Genomic DNA, 15,257 nt, shown 5'->3' with positions numbered 1-15,257 from the left:
GCAGCGGCGGTTGGCGCCAAGCGATCAAAGCGCCCGGTAACCGATGTCTCGGCGGTACTGCATGCCGTCAAACCGGATGCCGTCGATCAGCGCATACGCGCTGCGCTGCGCATCGGCCACGGTGGGCGCCAACACGGTGGCGCACAACACGCGGCCGCCGGCGGTGAGCACCGCCCCGGCGCCGTCGGCGGTGCCGGCATGGAACACCATGCGGTCGGCTTCGTCGGCCGGCAGGCCGGTGACGGCATCGCCCTTGCGGGGGTTCATGGGGTAACCGGCCGCAGCCAGCACCACGCCCAGTGCCACACGGGGGTCCCATTCCAGGGTCACGCGGTCCAGCTCGGTGCGGGTGGCAGCCAGCAGCACCTGCGCCAGGTTGCTTTGCAGCCGCATCATGATCGGCTGGGTTTCGGGGTCGCCCATGCGGCAGTTGAATTCCAGCGTCTTCACGCGGCCGTCGGGCGTGATCATGAGGCCCGCGTACAAGAAGCCGGTGTACGGAATACCGTCGGCGGCCATACCGCGCAGCGTGGGCAAAATCACCTCGTCCATCGCACGCTGGTGCACCGCCGGCGTGACCACCGGGGCCGGCGAATACGCGCCCATGCCGCCGGTGTTGGGGCCTTGATCGGCATCCAGCAGTCGCTTGTGGTCCTGGCTGGTGGCCAGTGCGAGCGCATGCTCGCCGTCGCACAACACGATGAAGCTGGCTTCTTCGCCTTCCAGGAACTCTTCGATGACCACCCGCGCGCCGCCTTCGTTGTGGGCCACACCCAGGGTGTTGTCCAGCAGCATGAAGTCAATGGCTTCGTGCGCCTCGGCCAGCGACATCGCCACCACCACGCCTTTGCCCGCGGCCAGGCCGTCGGCCTTGACCACGATGGGCGCACCCTTGGCGTCCACATAGGCGTGCGCCTGCTGCGGGTCGGTAAAGGCCTGGTACTCGGCCGTGGGGATGCCGTGGCGCTGCATGAAGGCCTTGCTGAAAGCCTTGGAGCTTTCAAGCTGTGCGGCTTGTTGGGTCGGGCCAAAAATGGCCAGACCGTGCGCGCGAAACTCGTCCACCACACCAGCGGCCAAGGGCGCCTCGGGCCCCACCACCGTCAACCCAACGCCGTTGGCCTGAACCCATTCGCGCAATGCCACCTTGTCGGTGATCGGCAGGTTGACCAGTTGCGCGTCACGGGCCGTGCCGGCGTTGCCCGGTGCCACAAACACCTGGCTCACGCCCTCGGACTGCTTGAGCTTCCACGCCAGCGCGTGCTCGCGACCACCGCCGCCAATGACCAAAACTTTCAAATCTATCTCCAAATTCAATCAGCGCACCGAACAGACCTGCCGGAGCGAATATGCCCACCCAGGCTGCCGCAGAACCGGCTTTGCCGGGCTGCCAGCAGCGCCCCCTTGAGGGGGTGACGCGCGCAGCGCGGCGCGGGGGGAGCGCCATTAAATGCTCGCGTTGTGAAAAACTTCCTGCACATCGTCCAGGTCTTCCAGCACGTCCAGCAACTTTTGCATGCGCACCGCGTCTTCGCCGGTCAGCTCAATCGTGTTTTCTGCGCGCATGGTCACTTCAGCCACCTCAGGCACCAGGCCCGCCGCCTCCAGTGCGTTTTTCACCGCCTCGAAATCGGTGTACGCGGTCAGCACCTCGATGGCGCCATCGTCGTCGGTGATCACGTCTTCGGCGCCCGCTTCCAGCGCCACTTCCATCACTTTGTCTTCCGAAGTGCCGGGGGCAAAAATGATCTGGCCGCAGTGCTTGAACTGAAACGCCACCGAGCCGTCGGTGCCCAGGTTACCGCCGTATTTGCTGAAGGCGTGGCGCACTTCGGCCACCGTGCGCACCTTGTTGTCGGTCATGGTGTCCACAATGATGGCCGCGCCACCAATGCCGTAACCCTCGTAACGAATCTCTTCCAGCGCCTGGCCTTCGAGGTTGCCCGAGGCCTTGTCCACGTTGTACTTGATTCGGTCAGCCGGCATGTTGGCGGCCTTGGCTTTGTCAATGGCCAGCCGCAAACGGGGGTTCATGGCCGGGTCGCCGCCACCGGTGCGTGCTGCCACGGTGATTTCACGGATGGCACGCGTCCAGATCTTGCCCCGCTTTTCGTCTTGACGACCCTTGCGGTGTTGAATATTTGCCCATTTGCTGTGTCCGGCCACGAAAGATTCCTTATGCCTGCTGAGGGTTTGATCTAATAAGCCAGCGATTTTACGATTTACCCAACCACCCCCAAACGTCAACACCCGAAAGAAGCTGACCCCATGGCCGAACCGATGCTGATTGCCCAGAACGCCCACACCACCTGCCAACTGCTGCCCGGCTTGGCCAACCGCCACGGTCTCATCACCGGCGCCACCGGAACGGGCAAAACCGTCACCCTGCAAACGCTGGCTGAGCAGTTCTCCAACATTGGCGTGCCGGTGTTCATGGCCGACGTGAAGGGCGACCTGACCGGCATCAGCCAGCGCGGCAGCTTTGGCGAAAAGCTCAGCGCCGTGCTGAAAGAGCGCGGCATCACCCTGCCCGCCTCGCAGGCCTGCCCCACCACGCTGTGGGACGTGTTTGGCGAGCAGGGCCACCCGGTGCGCGCCACCGTGAGCGACATGGGCCCGCTGCTGCTGGCGCGCATGCTCAACCTGAACGACACCCAGGCCGGCGTGCTCAACCTGGTGTTCAAGATTGCCGACGACAACGGCCTGCTGCTGCTGGACATGAAAGACCTGCGCGCCATGCTGCAGCATGTGGGCGACAACGCCAAGCAGTTCACCACCGAATACGGCAACGTGAGCGCTGCCAGCATCGGCGCCATCCAGCGTGGGCTGATGCAGGTGGAGCAACAAGGGGGCGACCAGTTTTTTGGCGAACCCATGCTGGACATCCAGGACTTCATGCAAACGGTGGACGGCAAAGGCGTGATCAACATCCTGGCGGCCGACAAACTGCTGAACGCGCCGCGCTTGTACGCCACCTTTCTGCTGTGGATGCTGTCGGAGCTGTTTGAAACCCTGCCCGAGATCGGTGACCCTGAGAAGCCCAAACTGGTGTTCTTTTTTGACGAGGCGCACCTGCTGTTCAACGAAGCGCCCAAGGTGCTGGTGGAGCGCATCGAACTGGTGGTGCGGCTGGTGCGCTCCAAAGGCGTGGGAGTGTATTTCGTGACCCAGAACCCGCTGGACATCCCCGACAGCGTGCTCGGCCAGCTGGGCAACCGGGTGCAGCACGCGCTGCGCGCCTTCACCCCGCGCGACCAAAAAGCGGTAAAAGCCACCGCGCAGACTATGCGCCCCAAGGCCGGGCTCGACATTGAGGCCGCCATCACCGAACTGGCGGTGGGCGAAGCGCTGGTGAGCCTGCTGGACGCCAAAGGCCGCCCCTGCGAGACCGAGCGCGTGTTTGTGGTGCCACCGGGCAGCCAGCTCGGCCCCATCACCACCCAGCAGCGCCAGGCCTTGCTGCAGGGCTCGCTGGTGGCCGGCGTCTACGAAGCCACTGTGGACCGTGAAAGCGCCCACGAAATCTTGCGGGCCCATGTGGTGGCGCGCACCGCAGAGCAGCCGGCACAGGCGCCCGGCACCCCGAAGACACCCCGCATTCCGGGCGCACCACAGCAAGCCCCTGAAGCCACTGGCGGCGGTATCGGTGGCATGGTGAACGAAGCCCTGTTTGGCCGTACCGGGCCGCGCGGTGGCCAATACGATGGCCTGGTGCAGACCATGGCCAAAACTGCGGCCCGCAGCGTGGCCAGCGGCATTGGGCGCCAGATCGTGCGCGGCGTGCTGGGCGGCCTGTTTGGCGGCAAGCGCTGAACTGCGCATGACCCCCATGAAACTCTTTTCTATTGCCCTGCCTGTGCTGCTCGGCGTGGGCCTGCTGGCCGCGCAGGGAGGCGCCCTGCGCGGTACCCAGCCGACCGATCTGGGTGTGAAGGACGGCCGCCTGAAAGCGCCCTCTGCCACCCGCAACAGCGTCAGCAGCCAGGCTGCGCTGTATCCGGAACACCCGCAAAAAGGGTATGCAAGCATTGAGCCGCTGCCGCTGAAAAACCGCGATGCGGTTGCCTCTCTGACGGCGTTGTCAAAAGCGCTGCAGTCGGTACCAGGCGTGACCGTGGTGGACCAGCAGCCCGACTACGTGTACGCACAAGCCCAGACCCGCTGGCTCAAGTTTGTGGACGACATGGAGTTTTGGGCCAACCCCGCCACGGGTATGGTGGAGTTGCGCAGCGCCAGCCGCCTGGGCCGAGAAGACTTTGGTGCCAACCGAGAACGCATTGAAGCGGTACGCGCCGCCTACCTGGCGCAGCCCTGAGCGACACGCCCAAGCCCCGAGCGCAGCGCTAACAACGCGACCGCAACGAAAAAGGCCCGGTCACCCGGGCCTTTTTCTTGGCGCCTTGACGCCAGGGGTCAGAACATCGCTCAGCCCGCGGTGGCTTCTTCCGGCTTGGCCTTGCCCTCTTTCTTGGGCAGCGGCAGGATGTCGAGCTTGACCTCTTGCGTCTCCTTGCCGTCTTCGCCCACCTTGGTCTCCAGGTCCACCGTGAGACGGCCACCGTCGGTGAGGCGGCCAAACAGCAGCTCGTCGGCCAGGGCCCGGCGAATGGTGTCCTGGATCAGGCGCTGCATCGGGCGTGCGCCCATGAGTGGATCGAAGCCCTTCTTGGCCAGGTGCTTGCGCAGCGCGTCGGTGAAGGTGACTTCAACCTTCTTCTCCGTGAGCTGGCCTTCCAGCTGCAGCAAGAACTTGTCCACCACCCGCATGATGACGTTTTCGTCCAGCGACTTGAAGCCGACGATGGCGTCCAGGCGGTTGCGGAACTCGGGCGTGAACAGGCGTTTGATGTCGGCCATTTCGTCGCCGGCTTCACGCGGGTTGGTGAAGCCAATGGTGGCCTTGTTCATGGTCTCGGCGCCCGCGTTGGTCGTCATGATGACGATCACGTTGCGGAAGTCGGCCTTGCGCCCATTGTTATCGGTCAGCGTGCCGTGGTCCATCACTTGCAACAGTACGTTGAAGATGTCCGGGTGCGCCTTCTCAATCTCGTCGAGCAGCAGCACGCAGTGCGGCTTCTTGGTCACGGCTTCGGTGAGCAAACCACCCTGGTCAAACCCCACGTAGCCGGGAGGCGCACCGATGAGGCGGCTCACGGCGTGGCGCTCCATGTATTCCGACATGTCGAAACGGATCAGGTCGATGCCCATGATGTAGGCCAGCTGCTTGGCGGCTTCGGTCTTGCCGACGCCGGTGGGGCCGCTGAACAGGAAGGCGCCGATCGGCTTGTCGCTCTTGCCCAGGCCCGAACGCGCCATCTTGACGCTGGACGCCAGCACCTCCAGCGCTTTGTCCTGGCCGAACACCACGCTCTTGAGATCGCGCTCCAGCGTCTGCAGCTTGCCGCGGTCGTCGTTGGACACGTTGGCTGGGGGGATGCGGGCGATTTTCGCCACGATCTCTTCCACCTCGGTTTTGCTGATGGTTTTCTTGCGTTTGGACGCTGGCAAGATGCGCTGGGCTGCGCCCGCCTCGTCGATCACGTCAATCGCCTTGTCAGGCAGGTGGCGGTCGTTGATGTATTTCGCACTCAGCTCGGCCGCGGCCTGCAAGGCGGCCAGGGCGTACTTCACGCCATGGTGCTCCTCAAAGCGCGACTTCAGGCCCTTGAGAATGTCAACAGTCTGCTCCACCGTGGGCTCGACCACATCCACCTTCTGGAAGCGGCGGCTGAGCGCAGCATCTTTTTCAAAAATACCGCGGTATTCGGTGAAGGTGGTGGCGCCAATGCACTTCATCTGGCCGCTGGACAAAGCTGGCTTGAGCAGGTTGGACGCGTCCAGCGTGCCACCCGATGCGGCGCCAGCGCCGATCAGGGTGTGAATCTCGTCGATGAACAAAATCGCATTGGGCTTGTCCTTGAGCGACTTGAGCACACCCTTGAGGCGCTGCTCGAAATCACCGCGGTACTTGGTGCCGGCCAGCAGCGCGCCCATGTCCAGCGAATACACCAGCGACTCGGCCAAGATCTCAGGCACATCGCCCTGGGTGATGCGCCAGGCCAGACCCTCGGCAATCGCGGTTTTGCCCACGCCAGCTTCGCCCACCAGCAGCGGGTTGTTCTTGCGGCGGCGGCACAAAATTTGAATCACGCGCTCGACCTCGTACTCGCGCCCGATCAGCGGATCGATCTTGCCGTCTTTGGCCATCTGGTTCAGGTTCTGCGTGAACTGCTCCAGCGGTGAGGCTTTTTCGTTGGACTTGCCCTCAGTGCCCTGCTCTTCGTTTTCAGCAGCGCTCTCGCCGGGCTTGGCCGCCTCGGGCGGGTCGCTCTTGCGAATGCCATGGGCAATGAAATTGACCACATCCAGACGCGTCACGCCCTGCTGGTGCAGGTAGTAAACGGCGTGTGAGTCTTTTTCACCAAAAATTGCCACCAGCACGTTGGCACCGGTGACCTCTTTCTTGCCATTGCCCGTGCTCTGCACGTGCATGATGGCGCGCTGAATGACGCGCTGGAAACCGAGCGTGGGCTGGGTGTCCACCTCGTCCGTGCCAGCGACCTGTGGCGTGTTGTCCTTGATGAAATTCGTCAGGGATTTGCGCAGGTCATCGATATTGGCCGAACAGGCGCGCAGCACCTCGGCGGCGCTGGGGTTGTCGAGCAGGGCCAGCAGCAGGTGCTCGACGGTGATGAATTCGTGTCGTTGCTGACGGGCCTCGACAAAGGCCATGTGCAAGCTGACTTCAAGTTCCTGGGCGATCATGGACACGTCCTTTGGGCTATGGGTGATTTGAAAAGCTGACGTTCGGGAAACGGGATATCAGAGAGGATCGCCATCAAGTGGGGTGGTTCCGCCTTTATTCAACGGGCTCGCTCACACACTGCAACGGATGCCCCGCGCCGCGCGCGGCCTGGAGCACCTGGTCCACCTTGGTACTGGCCACATCGCGGGAATAAACGCCGCAAATGCCTTTGCCTTCCAAGTGGATCTTCAACATGATCTGGGTCGCGGTTTCGCGGTCTTTGCTGAAAAACTCCTGAATGACGTGGACAACAAACTCCATGGGGGTGAAGTCGTCGTTGAGCAGCACCACCTGAAACATTTGTGGTGGTTGGGTGCGCTGGGTACGGCGCTCAAGTACCACCGAATCGTCGCTGCCCACGCTGGGCGGTGACACCGGGTTGTCGGGTTTTTTGGGGTTCTGGGTTGCCATGAAATTGATTCTAGCGGTGTGCGACCACCCCCGATGGCCAACGGGCATAGGGAAACCCTTGCACCGCCCGGGGCACGACCTTGGACACACCTTTCAAGACGCAGCGATACACCCTTTTTCATACCCCATTGTGAAGTGCGTACCCAAAACAAAACCGCCGAGGAAGCGGGCTTCCTGGCGGCTTTTTGGGTGCTTGCGCTGCAACGGGTTGGGTCTTGTTGTCAACGACACGGCGGGTGCAGACCCGGCTGCCCAGAACCCCGGCAAATGCCGGACAATGCGCAACACCCATGACCCACGCACCTGCACCATGAACCGCCGTTTAGCCTCTTTGTTTTGCTTGTTGGCGCTGAGCGCCTGGCCCGCCTGGTCTCAAGACAAACCACAAACCCAGCTGCCGCGGGTGGCGCTGTCAGCCGGCATGCACCTGATCAACGCCCAGGTGGCAGCCACCCCCGAGCAGCGCGCCATCGGGCTGATGCACCGCCGGGAGATGCCCACCAACGAAGGCATGCTGTTTGCCTTTGAGCAAGCGGGCGTGCAATGTTTCTGGATGAAAAACACATTGCTGCCGCTGACTGCCGCCTTCGTGGCCGACGACGGCACCATCGTCAACCTGGCCGACATGAAACCACAGACCCTGGACTCGCACTGCTCGGCCCAGCCGGTTCGGTTTGTGCTGGAAATGAACCAGGGCTGGTTTGCCAAACGCGGCATACAGGCCGGCAGCAAGCTGGGTGGCGCACCCTTCAACCGGCCCAAGTGATCGGCCCGTCGCCCTGAAGCAAAAAAGGCGATTTGGACAGCCGAAGTCGTCCAAATCGCCTTTGTGGGCGAGGCGCTGTGCTTTGACAGCGCTTCGGCCCAAACAAACGAGCCGTTTTACGCGGGCAGCGCCTGCAGCGCAGCGTTCAGCGTGGGGCTTGGGCGCATCACAGCCTCCAGCTTCGCAAAATCGGGCTTGTAGTAACCGCCAATGTCCACTGGCTTGCCCTGCACAGCGGCCAGTTCGGCCACGATGGTTTGCTCGTTGTCGGTGAGCTGCTTGGCCAATGGGGCAAACTTGGCGGCCAGGGCAGCATCTTCGGTTTGCTCGGCCAGCGCCTGGGCCCAGTACATGGCCAGGTAAAACTGGCTACCGCGGTTGTCCAGCTGCCCGGTTTTGGGCGACGGGTTCTTGTTGGTGTCCAACAATTTCCCGGTGGCGGCGTCCAGCGTCTTGGCCAGTATCTTGGCCGAGTTGTTGCCGGTCTTGATGCCGAGGTCTTCCAGCGACACCGCCAGCGCGAGGAACTCGCCGAGCGAATCCCAGCGCAGGTGGTTTTCTTCCACCAGTTGCTGTACGTGTTTGGGCGCCGAGCCACCCGCACCCGTTTCGTACATACCGCCGCCCGCCATCAGCGGCACGATGGACAGCATCTTGGCCGAGGTACCCAGTTCCATGATGGGGAACAAGTCGGTCAAGTAGTCACGCAAGATATTGCCGGTGGCGCTGATGGTGTCCAGCCCGCGCACCACGCGCTCCAGCGTGTAACGCATGGCACGCACCTGGCTCATGATCTGGATGTCCAGGCCCGCGGTGTTGTGCTCGTGCAGGTACATCTTGACCTTGGTGATCAGCTGGGCTTCGTGTGGGCGGTACTGGTCGAGCCAGAACACCACCGGCATACCGGAGTTGCGGGCGCGGTTCACGGCCAGCTTCACCCAGTCGCGGATGGCGGCGTCTTTCACCTGGCACATGCGCCAGATGTCGCCCTTCTCCACGTTCTGGCTCAGCAGCACCTCGCCGGTGGCGAGGTCGGTGATGTTGGCGACGCCGTCTTCTTGGATTTCAAAAGTCTTGTCGTGCGAGCCGTATTCTTCGGCTTGCTGAGCCATCAGGCCGACGTTGGGCACGGTGCCCATGGTCTTGGGGTCGAAAGCGCCGTGCCATTTGCAGAAGTTGATCATCTCCTGGTAAATCCGGGCAAAGGTCGACTCGGGCATCACGGCCTTCACGTCTTTCAGGCGGCCGTTGGCGTCCCACATCTTGCCGCCGTTGCGGATCATGGCGGGCATGGAGGCGTCCACGATCACATCGTTGGGCGAATGGAAGTTGGTGATGCCTTTGGCCGAGTCCACCATAGCCAGTTCGGGGCGGTGCTCGTGGCAGGCATGCAGGTCGCGCTTGATCTCGTCCTGCTTGCTCTGGGGCAGCGTGGCGATCTTGGCGTACAGATCGGCCATGCCGTTGTTGACGTTGACACCCAGTTCCTTGAACAGGTCACCGTGTTTGGCAAACGCGTCTTTATAAAAGATCTTGACGCAATGGCCGAACACGATGGGGTGCGACACCTTCATCATCGTGGCCTTGACGTGCAGCGAGAACATGACACCGGTCTTGCGGGCGTCTTCGATCTCTTTTTCGTAGAACTCTTCCAGCGCCTTCTTGCTCATGAACATGCTGTCCACGACCTCGCGGTCCAGCAGACTCACCTTGGGTTTGAGCACGATGGTCTGGCCGCTCTTTGTCACCAGTTCCATCTTCACATCGCGGGCTTTGTCCAGCGTGATCGACTTTTCGCCATGGTAAAAGTCGCCGTGGTGCATGTGCGAAACGTGTGAACGCGAGGCCTGGCTCCACTCGGCCATGCTGTGTGGGTTCTTGCGCGCAAACTCTTTCACGGCGCGTGGCGCACGGCGGTCAGAGTTGCCTTCGCGCAGCACCGGGTTCACCGAGCTGCCGATGCACTTGGCGTAGCGGGCACGAATGGCCTTCTCTTCTTCGGTCTTGGGCGCCTCTGGGTAGTCTGGCAGCGCATAACCCTTGGCTTGCAGTTCCTTGATGGCGGCCACCAACTGGCCCACCGAGGCGCTGATGTTGGGCAGCTTGATGATGTTGGCTTCGGGCTTGAGCGTGAGCTTGCCGAGTTCGGCCAGGGTGTCCGGCACCCGCTGCTCTTCGGTCAGGTACTCGGGAAACGAGGCCAGCACGCGCGCGGCCACCGAAATGTCGCTGGACTCGACGTTGATGCCAGCGGGCGCGGTGAACGTGCGGATGATCGGCAAAAAGGCACTGGTCGCCAACAGCGGCGCTTCGTCGGTCAGCGTGTAGATGATGGTGGGTTGCTGGGTGCTCATGTTGTTTCTCCAGATATCGTTGTAGGCATCCCGCTGGTCTGCATGCTGGACCAGCCGAATCGAAGGATCGTCCAAGATTTTGCTTTCAGTGCTCTGACCCTGAGCCCGCTTTTTGAACCGTTATCTCACAATGCGGGAAGCGAAAGCAAATAATCCAATTTTTATGTGATTCAGGCTGCAAGCTTAGACCTTGGACAACCGACCCGACAACATCCACCCGAAAAAAAGGCCCGACGGCATTGCCGTCGGGCCTTTTTTTCGGGCAAGCAAAACCGGGGTCAGGCGAAGTTGGCTTCTGCAAACGACCAGTTCACCAGTTTGTCGAGGAAAGTTTCAACAAACTTGGGACGCATGTTGCGGTAGTCGATGTAATAGGCGTGTTCCCACACGTCCACGGTCAGCAGAGCCTTGTCACCGGTGGTCAGCGGGGTGCCAGCGGCGCCCATGTTGACGATGTCCACCGAACCGTCGGCTTTCTTCACCAGCCAGGTCCAGCCCGAACCGAAGTTGCCCACGGCGCTCTTGACGAAGGCTTCTTTGAACGCTGCGTAGCTGCCAAATTTGGCGTTGATGGCATCGGCCAGCGCGCCAGAAGGCTCGCCGCCGCCGTTGGGCTTCATGCAGCTCCAGAAGAAGGTGTGGTTCCAGATCTGGGCCGAGTTGTTGTAGATGCCACCGCTGGACTTCTTGATGATGGACTCCAGGTCCATGCCTTCAAACTCAGTGCCCTTTTGCAGGTTGTTGAGGTTGACCACGTAGGCGTTGTGGTGCTTGCCGTGGTGAAACTCCAGCGTTTCCTGGGAGTAATGCGGCGCCAGGGCGTCAATCGCGTAGGGCAATGCGGGCAGGGTATGTTCCATGGGGTTCCTCGTTCGGTGGGTGTTGGAGAAGTCAAGCCAGCGGGCGCTGCGCCTGCGGACTGTGCCGACCGCGCATTGTAGGCAAGCCCGCAGCTAATTGGACAATCAGGGTTTCTGCAGCCGCCGCTTCAGCGGTCAACGGTGAGCCCCAGTTCACCGTCAGCCAGGGTGGCGCGCAGCGCTTGCCCGGGCCGGGCCTGGCTGGCACGCGTGATGGCAAGGCCCTGGGTATCGGTCAAGAAGGCGTAGCCTCGCTCCAGCACCAGGCGCGGGTCCAGAAGACCCAGCGACGTTTCACAGCGCTGCAACCGTCGGCTGTGCTGGTCCACCGCGCGTTGCAGCGCCACCGGCAACAGGCCTTCCAGCGCTTGAAGCCGGCTGTGCTGGCGCTGGCTGGCCAGCAGCAGCGCGCTGTGCAAACGGTGCTGCAGCGCGCTCAGTCGCTGGTGGCTGCCATGCACGCGGGCCGAAGGACGGCCCATGCGCTGAGCCAGGCGGTCCAGTTGCTGCGCGCGCTGGTCTATGGCGCCATAACTGGCTTCGTTCATGCGCTCCTGCAGGTAGGCCAGTTCACCCAGACGCAGTTCGCGCGCAGGCGCACACAACTCGGCCGCCGCGGTGGGCGTGGGCGCTCGCAGGTCGGCCACAAAGTCGGCCAGGGTGAAGTCGGTTTCATGCCCCACACCGCACACCACCGGCATGGGCGCCAGCGCCACGGTGCGCACCACCGACTCGTCGTTGAACGACCACAGGTCTTCCAGTGAGCCTCCGCCGCGCACCAGCAACAGCACCTCGCTTTCACCGGTTTCGGTGTGTCGGCGGTAGGCCGTTTTCAAGGCAGCGCAAAGCTCTCCCGGGGCTTGAAGCCCCTGCACAGCCGCCGGATAAATGACCACCGGCACATGCGGCACCCTGCGACGCAAGGCGGTGACCACGTCACGCAAAGCTGCCGCACCCAGCGAGGTCACCACACCAATGCTGTGTGGCTGCGCAGGCAAAGCACGCTTGCGCGCCGCTTCAAAAAGGCCCTCGCTCTCCAGCTGTGCCTTAAGGCGCAAAAACTGCTCAAACAGCGCACCTTGCCCGGCCGGCTGCAGGCTGTCCACAATGAGTTGCAAATCGCCCCGCGGGCCGTAAACGTCCAGCTTGCCGCGGGCTTCCACCCGCTGACCGTCGCGCGGACTGAAGCTGAGCTGGTCGGCCGCCCGGCGAAACATGGCGCAACGCACCTGCCCAGTTTCGTCTTTAAGCGAAAAGTAGCAATGACCGCTGGCTGCGCGCGAAAAGCCCGAAATCTCGCCGCGCACCGCCACCGGGTTGAAACGGGCTGCCAGCGCGTCAGCGATGGCCCGCATCAGCGGACCAACCGCCCACACCCGGCCTGCAGGCGCTGTCTCGGATTCAAAAAATGCTTCAGCCATGGGCGATACCAAGGGAAAACTGTCCACAACCCGCGCCCACGCTAGGGCTGCGCTCGACAACCCGAGCCAGGCTGCTGGCTTGTGCCCAAGCCGTTGATTTCACAGCGTTTTGTGCTGCCTGTTTTCTCATCGTTCTGTCCAAATTGAAGCGGGGCGCGGGTTCGCGCCCCAGCGGGGGCAAGTTCTTCACAAAGTTATCCACAGAATCTGTGCACGAAAGGGTTTGTGCGCCACAGGTCTGCGGGGCAATCGTTCTGCGCATGAGGTGCATCAAGGGCACGCGGGGCAGGCTGCGGTAGATGGGCACTGAGCCATAATCCCAAAGATTGCACTTGGGCCGCCAACGCATGGCGGCATTTGCCTGGAGCCCCGATTTGTTTTCCATCATACAAGCCGCCGGCTGGCCCATCTGGCCACTGATCATCTGTTCCGTGCTGGGAATGGCCCTGGTGATTGAGCGTTTCATCACGCTGAAAACCGCGAAGATCGTGCCACCCAAATTGCTGGACGAAGCCATCATGGTGTCCCGCAACGGCATACCTGGGCCCGACGTGGTCACCCAGCTGGAGCAGAACTCGGTGCTTGGCGAAGTGCTGGCAAGCGGCTTTCGTGCGCTCAGCAACAACCCCCGCGCCAGCGAAGACGACCTGCGCTCCAGCCTGGAAGGCGCAGGCCGCAAAGCCGCCGCCAAGTTGCAGCGCTATTTGGGGGCCATCGCCACCATCGCTTCGGCAGCACCCTTGCTGGGACTGCTGGGTACGGTCATCGGCATGATTGAAATTTTCGGATCGCAAGCTGGTGATGGCGGCATGGGTGCGGTACCGGGTGGAGGTAACCCGGGGCAGTTGGCGCACGGCATTTCGATCGCGCTGTACAACACGGCGTTCGGTTTGATCGTGGCCATTCCCGCCCTGATTTTTTGGCGCTATTTCAGGGCGCGGGTTGACGATTACCTGCTCTCCATGGAGCTGGCCGCTGAGCGCTTCGCCCGGCACCTGGTGAGCTTGCGCAAATGAGCGGGCAAATTTTCGGGGTCGCCTCGCCTGCCTTTTCGGGAGTGCTACGGTGAACTTCAGACCCGGCAACCGCGACGAGCCCGAGATCAACCTGATCCCCTTCATCGACATTTTGCTGGTGGTGCTGATCTTTTTGATGCTCACCACCACGTACAGCAAGTTCACCGAACTGCAGGTCAACCTGCCCGTGGCTGACGCGCAGGCCCAGCGCGAAAACCCGAAGGAAGTGATCGTGGCCATCAGCAGCGATGGCCGCTACTCGATCAACAAAGAGGTGCTCGAAGGCAGCGGTGTGGACACGCTCACCCGGGCGCTGGCAATGGCCAGTCAGGATGACCGCGAGGTGGTGGTCATCATCAGCGCCGACGCAGCAGCCACCCACCAATCGGTCATCAACGTCATGGATGCGGCCCGGCGCGCCGGTCTGGTGCAAATCACCTTTGCCACCCAGCAGTCTGGTGGCAAGGCGCCTCGGACCAAGCCCTGAGCGCGGCACCGCCCGGCATGGCAACACCGCCTGAAGGTTCCGCGGGCCGCCAGGCCCGATGGCAGGCCAGCGCCCAGCGGCGCGGGCTGCAAGCCTGGCTGCTGCGGCCTATTGCCTGGGTCTACGGTTGGCTCATGGCCTTACGCAGCCGCTTTTATGCGTGGGGCCTCCTCACTTCACAGCGTCTGCCCGTGCCGGTCATTGTGGTGGGTAACGTGGTGGTGGGCGGCGCGGGCAAAACCCCCACGGTGATCGCCTTGGTGCAGCACCTGACCGCCCAAGGCTGGCACCCTGGCGTGGTCTCACGTGGCTACGGACGCAGCAGCGAAGCCGTGCTGGAAGTGACAGCGGCCATGCCAGCCAGCGAGAGCGGGGACGAACCCGCCCTGATCCAGCGGGCCACAGGCGTTCCGGTGTTTGTGGCACGCCAACGGGCCGCCGCCGCGCGGGCAATGCTGGCAGCACACCCCCAGGTCAACGTGCTGCTGTGCGACGACGGCCTGCAGCACCTGGCCTTGCACCGAGACATGGCCATTGCCGTGTTTGACGAGCGTGGCAGCGGCAACGGCTGGCTGCTGCCCGCAGGACTGCTGCGCGAGCCCTGGCCTCCAGCACCCGGTGCGGCCTACCGGCCAGATGTGGTGTTGCTTCAGCACCGCGAAGGGGCAGCACCACCCAACATCGCATCGGTGCCAGGCATCCCGGTCTTTACCGCCGTTCGCCGCCTGGCACACCACGCGGTGGGGCTTCGCGGACAACGCATCGCGCTGGCGCAACTGCAAGGCCAAGCCATCACCGCGGTGGCGGGCATTGCGCGACCCTCGGTGTTTTTTGACATGCTGCGCACCCGCGGCCTCACCCTCGCACGAGAAGTGGCCCTGCCCGACCACGCCGAGCCCGCGGCCTACACAGCATGGTGCAAAAGCCCAAACACCCCCATGGTGTGTACCGAAAAGGACGCGGTGAAGTGCTTTGCGCAAGCAGCCCTTGAAAACGGCACCGACCACGCCGCCGTATGGGCCGTGCCGTTGGAACTGGCGCCGGAAGCCGCCTTTTTGGCCGCCATAGACGAGCGCCTGGCCGCCCTCAAAACCCACCGCTGACGCGTCACCGTGCGCAGCCGGACTATCATCCCGC

Annotated in this window: 13 protein-coding genes; 6 read left to right on the top strand and 7 right to left on the bottom strand. The window is 62.8% G+C overall.

The features are described 5' to 3' along the window. Nucleotides 1-24: 24 nt before the first annotated feature. The gene (gene purD, locus AC4QBL_RS06330) at nt 25-1,299 is read right to left on the bottom strand and encodes a phosphoribosylamine--glycine ligase (protein ID WP_472899196.1); all 1,275 of its coding nucleotides are present in this window, start codon (nt 1,297-1,299) and stop codon (nt 25-27) included. Nucleotides 1,300-1,446: 147 nt separating this feature from the next. Continuing rightward, nucleotides 1,447-2,166: a YebC/PmpR family DNA-binding transcriptional regulator gene (locus tag AC4QBL_RS06325; RefSeq protein ID WP_472899195.1), complete on the bottom strand. Its 720-nt coding sequence runs from the start codon at nt 2,164-2,166 to the stop codon at nt 1,447-1,449. A 102-nt stretch (nt 2,167-2,268) separates the two neighbouring features. Here AC4QBL_RS06325 and AC4QBL_RS06320 point away from each other — a divergent pair, with 102 nt between their 5' ends. Continuing rightward, nucleotides 2,269-3,813, top strand: a complete 1,545-nt coding sequence (locus AC4QBL_RS06320) for a helicase HerA-like C-terminal domain-containing protein (RefSeq protein WP_472899194.1) — start codon at nt 2,269-2,271, stop codon at nt 3,811-3,813. Nucleotides 3,814-3,829: 16 nt separating this feature from the next. Then, the gene (locus AC4QBL_RS06315; protein ID WP_472899193.1) at nt 3,830-4,315 is read left to right on the top strand and encodes a DUF1499 domain-containing protein; all 486 of its coding nucleotides are present in this window, start codon (nt 3,830-3,832) and stop codon (nt 4,313-4,315) included. A 110-nt stretch (nt 4,316-4,425) separates the two neighbouring features. Here the strand turns inward: AC4QBL_RS06315 and clpA are convergent, their stop codons facing one another. Together clpA and clpS are read right to left on the bottom strand one after the other, a co-directional pair. Beyond that, nucleotides 4,426-6,765 carry an ATP-dependent Clp protease ATP-binding subunit ClpA gene (gene clpA / locus AC4QBL_RS06310; RefSeq protein ID WP_472906362.1) on the bottom strand — a complete coding sequence of 780 codons (2,340 nt, stop codon included), beginning with the start codon at nt 6,763-6,765 and terminating at the stop codon, nt 4,426-4,428. 94 nt (nt 6,766-6,859) lie between these two features. Beyond that, a complete protein-coding gene (gene clpS / locus AC4QBL_RS06305) occupies nt 6,860-7,225 on the bottom strand; it encodes an ATP-dependent Clp protease adapter ClpS (protein WP_472906481.1) in 366 nt (121 codons plus the stop codon). 301 nt (nt 7,226-7,526) lie between these two features. Between clpS and AC4QBL_RS06300 the strand changes: the two genes are divergently transcribed. Further along, nucleotides 7,527-7,982: a DUF192 domain-containing protein gene (locus AC4QBL_RS06300; RefSeq protein ID WP_472899191.1), complete on the top strand. Its 456-nt coding sequence runs from the start codon at nt 7,527-7,529 to the stop codon at nt 7,980-7,982. Between the two features lie 116 nt (nt 7,983-8,098). On the opposite strand, the gene AC4QBL_RS06295 is transcribed toward AC4QBL_RS06300, so the two are convergent. The 3 genes from AC4QBL_RS06295 to xseA all read right to left on the bottom strand — a co-directional run bounded on the left by AC4QBL_RS06295 (nt 8,099) and on the right by xseA (nt 12,617). Next, nucleotides 8,099-10,336: an NADP-dependent isocitrate dehydrogenase gene (locus AC4QBL_RS06295; RefSeq protein ID WP_472906363.1), complete on the bottom strand. Its 2,238-nt coding sequence runs from the start codon at nt 10,334-10,336 to the stop codon at nt 8,099-8,101. Nucleotides 10,337-10,614: 278 nt separating this feature from the next. After that, nucleotides 10,615-11,196, bottom strand: a complete 582-nt coding sequence (locus tag AC4QBL_RS06290; protein WP_472899189.1) for a superoxide dismutase — start codon at nt 11,194-11,196, stop codon at nt 10,615-10,617. Nucleotides 11,197-11,324: 128 nt separating this feature from the next. Further along, nucleotides 11,325-12,617: an exodeoxyribonuclease VII large subunit gene (gene xseA, locus AC4QBL_RS06285; protein ID WP_472899188.1), complete on the bottom strand. Its 1,293-nt coding sequence runs from the start codon at nt 12,615-12,617 to the stop codon at nt 11,325-11,327. A gap of 374 nt (nt 12,618-12,991) precedes the next feature. Here xseA and AC4QBL_RS06280 point away from each other — a divergent pair, with 374 nt between their 5' ends. Genes AC4QBL_RS06280 through lpxK form a run of 3 tightly spaced genes read left to right on the top strand, consistent with a single transcriptional unit; the run spans nt 12,992 to nt 15,223 of the window. After that, nucleotides 12,992-13,633, top strand: coding sequence for a MotA/TolQ/ExbB proton channel family protein (locus AC4QBL_RS06280; RefSeq protein ID WP_472906364.1), 642 nt, complete (start codon nt 12,992-12,994; stop codon nt 13,631-13,633). 49 nt (nt 13,634-13,682) lie between these two features. Next, entirely contained in the window at nt 13,683-14,120 is a 438-nt protein-coding gene (locus AC4QBL_RS06275; protein ID WP_472906365.1) for an ExbD/TolR family protein, read from the top strand. 17 nt (nt 14,121-14,137) lie between these two features. After that, entirely contained in the window at nt 14,138-15,223 is a 1,086-nt protein-coding gene (gene lpxK, locus AC4QBL_RS06270; RefSeq protein ID WP_472906366.1) for a tetraacyldisaccharide 4'-kinase, read from the top strand. Nucleotides 15,224-15,257: the final 34 nt, after the last annotated feature.

It is taken from the genome of Hydrogenophaga sp. L99 (genome assembly GCF_058731905.1).
This window is presented reverse-complemented; position numbering and strand designations above follow the sequence as displayed.

Excerpts from the sequence above, each read along its gene's own strand:
- AC4QBL_RS06320 (WP_472899194.1), top strand. The coding sequence starts at position 2,269 with ATGGCCGAACCGATGCTGATTGCCCAGAACGCCCACACCACCTGCCAA.
- AC4QBL_RS06315 (WP_472899193.1), top strand. The coding sequence starts at position 3,830 with ATGAAACTCTTTTCTATTGCCCTGCCTGTGCTGCTCGGCGTGGGCCTG.
- clpA (WP_472906362.1), bottom strand. The coding sequence starts at position 6,765 with ATGATCGCCCAGGAACTTGAAGTCAGCTTGCACATGGCCTTTGTCGAG.
- AC4QBL_RS06300 (WP_472899191.1), top strand. The coding sequence starts at position 7,527 with ATGAACCGCCGTTTAGCCTCTTTGTTTTGCTTGTTGGCGCTGAGCGCC.
- AC4QBL_RS06295 (WP_472906363.1), bottom strand. The coding sequence starts at position 10,336 with ATGAGCACCCAGCAACCCACCATCATCTACACGCTGACCGACGAAGCG.
- AC4QBL_RS06290 (WP_472899189.1), bottom strand. The coding sequence starts at position 11,196 with ATGGAACATACCCTGCCCGCATTGCCCTACGCGATTGACGCCCTGGCG.
- xseA (WP_472899188.1), bottom strand. The coding sequence starts at position 12,617 with ATGGCTGAAGCATTTTTTGAATCCGAGACAGCGCCTGCAGGCCGGGTG.
- lpxK (WP_472906366.1), top strand. The coding sequence starts at position 14,138 with ATGGCAACACCGCCTGAAGGTTCCGCGGGCCGCCAGGCCCGATGGCAG.